Here is a 4,778-nt window from a genome sequence, read left to right as displayed (position 1 = left end):
TAAACGGCTTATATTTGCGTTTTTCATGTAAAACCTCATTTTTTGATAAATTTTGTTATAAACAAAATTTATCAAAAAAAAAAAACAAAAACAACCCTATTCAAAAACGGCAAGCTATTTGTTCATTTTTTAAGGATATTTTCCACGCAAAACTTTTTTTGGCGCGCATTTGTTTTTAAGTGGTTTTTCTTATTTTGTGGTTTTGCTGATAAGCCGACCGATTAAGCGGCAGATGTATTTGTGCCTTTTCCGCTCTTTTTTGCCGTTGTTGTTCGCTGTTGTTGTTTGTTGTTGTAGCCGTTTTCCGTTTAATGCACCCCTTTGAAGCCGTCTATAAAATTTATTTTTAACGGAGTCATAAAGGCATTTTACTTGTCCGACCGTAGGGAGTTGTAAAATGCCCGGATAAAAATAAATTTTATGGCTTCCCGGGGTGCTAGCTTTTTTGCTTACTTTTTTTGCAATGAAAAAAAGTAAGGCAGGTTTGGGGCGCCGCCCCAAGAACTGCCACATAAGCCCAAAGGGACCGCTCAGACGGCCAAATGTGGAAAAATGTTGCCCACTAAATGCGAACGGGGAACAAAATGTTATTTTGTTCCCCGCGCATAAAAAACCAGCTTACCAACAGTTGTTCGTCGTTCGCCGTTATTCCTCACATTGGCATTTCTTTATCTTCGTATCCCCCATCTTCGCCAAATGCACATCCACATCAAACGTATACACCATACACCCTTTGGGTTGGTTTTCCAAAAACGGCAACAGCTCTTTTTCCAAAAATTGGTCAATTTTTTCCGGCGTATCCACCATTTCCATAATTACCGGGTATTTTTCCACCAATTCAAAAAAGCGGGTGTCGCGCAAAACGGAACTGGGGCCATAACCCAACATGGCGCGCGCGGCGGTAGCGCCGGCAATGCCAAAATCCTTCGCTTTTTTTGCAATAATTTCATACAAAAGAACGTGATTAATTCTATCGGTACTGCTTACATACACTTTTAGGAGTTTCATTTTTTTGCAGGTCATAAGCGGCCCCCTTAGGGGTGGTTCCCCTAACCGTATTATAACATAAAAACGCCCGACGGGTGCAGGCACTTTTTACCGATTAAAAAGGCCCCGGGCTGATAAACCCCGGGGCCTTTTGTATGAAACGGTACTAAATTTATTGCATAATCATACCTGTTTTTTTACCGTTAGCAATACTCTTGCAGATTTTGCCAGCTTCGGTAGAACCCACATCGGTAGTCTCTGACGGCTTATTCCCGTATCCGGCCCCAACTTTGCACCACATTTGCAAATTACCGTTAAGCGGCATAGAACCCGCAATCGCATACACATTAACCGTTCCTTTGCGGCTAGCAACCAGGTGTAAGTCACCATCGGCAAGTGACACCTCAATATTAAAATTTTTAGTTTCCGCTTGGGATGTGGCCCCAGCATTAATATTAGGCATCTGAATATCCAGCGCGTTCAAGTCATTGGTAAAACTGTTCGTGCCCAACGCATACACGGTTTCCGCTTTGGCAATATTGCTTAACAGCGTAATAGCCTCCGTCGCGCGGGATTTTTCCACCGCTTTGGTGTATTGCGGCAAGGCCACACCGGCCAAAATACCGATGATAAGCACTACCACCAGTAATTCAATCAAAGTAAAACCTTTGTTTTTCATAATTTTCTCCTTAAATAAACGAATCTTTTTGCGCCAACGCGCCCGAACTTTCTGCCGCATCAACCGCAGTAAAGCTCTATTATAAGTTTACATAAACTTTATTAGAAAAACAAGCGCATTTTGCCCTATTTAAGCGCCCCAAAATGGTATAATAAAAATATGATTGACAGAATAAAACGTTTGGAAACCCTTTTTTTAGAAGAAATTAACACGCACGTCACCCGTTTGTCCGCCGCCGGAGAATTGGGCGGTTTTGTGACTATTACCGCGGTACATGTGTCTAAGGATTTATCGTCCGCCAAGGTGTATTTTTCCGTATTCGGCAGCCCGGAAGACAAAAAGAAAACCCAAGAGGCTCTTTCCGTTTTGCGTAAGGAAATCGGCGCGCTTATGCGCCACCGCCTGCACTTAAAACGGATTCCTTCCTTCACCTTTGAATACGACAACACGCCCGAACAAGCCGCGCGCGTGGAATCCATATTTCAAGTCATTGAAAAGGAAAAACATGACCCAACTAACTAGAGAAAAAACCTTCGCCGCTATTTGGCAAGCGCTTAAAAACGGTAAAAAGTTTTTTATTGCCGGGCACCAAAACCCGGACGGCGACTCTTTGGGTTGCACGTTGACTATGGTGTCTTTACTTACGCGCCTGGGGAAAGAATCCTACGCGTACGCCACCCCCGCCGTGGGGAGTGACCTTAAATTTCTGCCCGGTTTACAGCAGGTTCATGTGGATACCTTGCCCGAAAAGCCCGATTTTGACACCGTTATTTTGTTGGAATGTTCCGACAGAACCCGCGGCGGCAATTTGGAAAGCGTACTCCAAAACGCTAAAACCATCATCAATATAGACCACCATTTAATCAGCGACGAATACGGCGACATCAATTATATTGATTCTTCCGCCAGTTCCACCGCCGAAATTATCTTCCAACTTTTTGAAGCCAGCGAAGACAACCTGCTCCCTACGCCCGAAGAAGCCACCTGCCTTTATACCGGCTTGGAAACGGACACCGGGCGCTTTTTGCACAGCAACACCACCGCCGAAGCCCTGCGGGTGGCCTCCGCCTTGGTGGCCGTGGGTGCGGATATTGATAAAATCAACCAAGTGATTTATTTTACCAAACCGTATATTGACCTAAAACTGCTCGGCCGCGCACTGGAAAAAATGGAACTGCGCTTTGATAACAAGTACAGCCAAATTGTGCTTACCCGCCGGGATTTTGAAGCCCTCGGCGCCACGCCTGCCCAAACGCAAGGCATTGTCAGCCAACCCACCATGATTCCGGGCGTGGAAGTTTCCAGCCTGATTAAAGAAGAACCGGATAAAATTTCCGTCAATCTTCGCGCACGCAACAGCGTGGACGTAAGCAAAATTGCCCAGCACTTTGGCGGCGGCGGCCATGCCCGCGCGGCCGGATTCAAAGTTAGCGGCAAAGCGTTGGAAGACGTCACGGGTGAATTGGCCGAAGTTGTAAAAAATGTCGTCCAAAAAATCCAATAAACCGCTTAAAAGCGGCCTGTTTTTGGTGGATAAACCACGCGATTACGCGTCGCACGATATTATCGTGCTGACGCGCAAGGCGCTGAATGTAAAAAAAATAGGCCATAGCGGCACCTTGGACCCCATGGCCTCCGGCTTATTATTACTGCTCGTCGGGCGGGAAGCCACCAAACAGCAGGACTATTTCTTAAAACAACCCAAAACCTACCGCGCGCTTTTGCAACTGGGTGCGGAAACCGATTCTTGGGATGCGTACGGCGAAGAAACCGCCGTTATGCCCGTCCCCCCGCTGACCTTGGAACAAATTTTAGCCGCCACGCGCGAACTGACCGGCGAAGTGGAACAGCCTATTCCGTTTTACAGCGCCAAAAAAATCGGCGGCAAGCGCATGTACGAATTGGCCCGCAACGGGCACGAAATGGAGCGCCGCTACAACACCATTCAAATTTATAATTGGCAAGATGTACGCCTTGTTTCGCCCACGCAAATAGAGTTTACGGTAGTTTGCTCGTGCGGGACGTATGTACGCGCGCTGGGTTGGCTTTTGGCGCAAAAACTGGGCACCACCGGGCACTTGTGCGAACTGCGCCGCCTGAAAATAGGGGATTTGGATGTTCAAAACGCTTTAGACGGCGCGCTGATTAAAGAATCTACCCCCGGTGCGATTTACTCCCGCCTGATAGATGTGCCGGGCGCCCCGGCCGAGGAAAACCATGACGCTTAAAAATTTTATTACTATCGGCACGTTTGACGGCGTACACGCCGGGCACCGCTTTTTGTTCAACCGTTTGAATGTGTTGGCGGCCAACACGCTTACCAATCCGCTGGTGCTGTATTTCCCCTTGCCGCCCAAAACGCTGTTATCCCCCCGCCCGGAAATGACGGTACTTACCACGCCGGACGAAAAACAACCGCTTTTGGAAGATGCCGCCGGGGCGCGGGCGGTGGCGTTGGATTTTAAGCAAGTGCGCAACCAAACGCCGGAAGAATTTTTTGAAATTTTATTAACCCGCTACCAAATGGGCGGGTTGCTTATCGGCAAGGATTTTGCTTTCGGCAAGGACCGCACCGGAACTGCCGGGTGGTTGCAAACCGCCTGCGCGCGGCGGGAAATTCCCTTTGAAATGAGTGACTTTTTGGCCACCGGGGAGCAGAAAATTTCTTCTTCGCTCATCCGCAAAACATTGGCAAGCGGAGCTATTGAGGAGGCCAACCGCCTGCTCGGGCGGCCGTACCAATTAACCGGCACGGTGATTGTGGGCAACAAACTGGGCCGCACGCTGGGGTTTCCCACGGCTAATTTGGATACGGGGATTTACAAAATTTTGCCCCTGGGCGTGTTTGCCGTAAAAGCCCGCGTAAAAGGCCGCGTTTATGATGCGTTTTGCAACATTGGTTTCCGCCCGACGGTAAACACCATTCAGGCGAATATTCCGCTAGTGGAAGTGAACCTGTTTGATTTTAACGAAGATATTTACGGCGAGCAACTGACGGTTGATTTTTACGCCAAACTGCGCGACGAAGTGAAATTTAACGGCCTGCCCGCGTTGGTTGCCCAACTGACGGCCGACCGCAAACAAGCCAAAAAAATCCTACAAGGGGTTTAGC

The 4,778-nt window shown here is 48.1% G+C and carries 6 protein-coding genes; 4 read left to right on the top strand and 2 right to left on the bottom strand.

The window, feature by feature from the left end; all coding sequences use genetic code 11:
- Nucleotides 1–645: 645 nt before the first annotated feature.
- Both ACQY18_RS06330 and ACQY18_RS06325 read right to left on the bottom strand, forming a co-directional pair.
- On the bottom strand, nt 646–1,023 hold the full coding sequence (locus ACQY18_RS06330) for a DUF190 domain-containing protein (protein WP_176778062.1): 378 nt from the start codon (nt 1,021–1,023) through the stop codon (nt 646–648).
- 136 nt (nt 1,024–1,159) lie between these two features.
- Nucleotides 1,160–1,666 (bottom strand): type IV pilin protein, encoded by a 507-nt coding sequence (locus ACQY18_RS06325; RefSeq protein WP_428039260.1) that lies wholly within the window; start codon nt 1,664–1,666, stop codon nt 1,160–1,162.
- Nucleotides 1,667–1,825: 159 nt separating this feature from the next.
- On the opposite strand from ACQY18_RS06325, the gene rbfA reads away from it, so the two are divergent.
- Genes rbfA through ribF form a run of 4 tightly spaced genes read left to right on the top strand, consistent with a single transcriptional unit; the run spans nt 1,826 to nt 4,777 of the window.
- A complete protein-coding gene (gene rbfA, locus ACQY18_RS06320; protein WP_176778060.1) occupies nt 1,826–2,188 on the top strand; it encodes a 30S ribosome-binding factor RbfA in 363 nt (120 codons plus the stop codon).
- Entirely contained in the window at nt 2,172–3,170 is a 999-nt protein-coding gene (locus ACQY18_RS06315) for a DHH family phosphoesterase (protein WP_176778059.1), read from the top strand. Before rbfA ends, ACQY18_RS06315 begins: the two co-directional genes overlap by 17 nt.
- Nucleotides 3,148–3,894 (top strand): tRNA pseudouridine(55) synthase TruB, encoded by a 747-nt coding sequence (gene truB, locus ACQY18_RS06310; protein WP_428039259.1) that lies wholly within the window; start codon nt 3,148–3,150, stop codon nt 3,892–3,894. The genes ACQY18_RS06315 and truB overlap by 23 nt, the downstream gene beginning before the upstream one ends.
- Nucleotides 3,884–4,777 (top strand): riboflavin biosynthesis protein RibF, encoded by an 894-nt coding sequence (gene ribF / locus ACQY18_RS06305; protein ID WP_428039258.1) that lies wholly within the window; start codon nt 3,884–3,886, stop codon nt 4,775–4,777. Before truB ends, ribF begins: the two co-directional genes overlap by 11 nt.
- The last annotated feature ends 1 nt before the right edge of the window (nt 4,778 follow it).

This window comes from Candidatus Avelusimicrobium faecicola (assembly GCA_900540405.1).
Lineage (GTDB): Bacteria > Elusimicrobiota > Elusimicrobia > Elusimicrobiales > Elusimicrobiaceae > Avelusimicrobium > Avelusimicrobium faecicola.
This window is presented reverse-complemented; position numbering and strand designations above follow the sequence as displayed.

Excerpts from the sequence above, each read along its gene's own strand:
- rbfA (WP_176778060.1), top strand. The coding sequence starts at position 1,826 with ATGATTGACAGAATAAAACGTTTGGAAACCCTTTTTTTAGAAGAAATT.
- ACQY18_RS06315 (WP_176778059.1), top strand. The coding sequence starts at position 2,172 with ATGACCCAACTAACTAGAGAAAAAACCTTCGCCGCTATTTGGCAAGCG.
- truB (WP_428039259.1), top strand. The coding sequence starts at position 3,148 with ATGTCGTCCAAAAAATCCAATAAACCGCTTAAAAGCGGCCTGTTTTTG.
- ACQY18_RS06325 (WP_428039260.1), bottom strand. The coding sequence starts at position 1,666 with ATGAAAAACAAAGGTTTTACTTTGATTGAATTACTGGTGGTAGTGCTT.
- ACQY18_RS06330 (WP_176778062.1), bottom strand. The coding sequence starts at position 1,023 with ATGACCTGCAAAAAAATGAAACTCCTAAAAGTGTATGTAAGCAGTACC.
- ribF (WP_428039258.1), top strand. The coding sequence starts at position 3,884 with ATGACGCTTAAAAATTTTATTACTATCGGCACGTTTGACGGCGTACAC.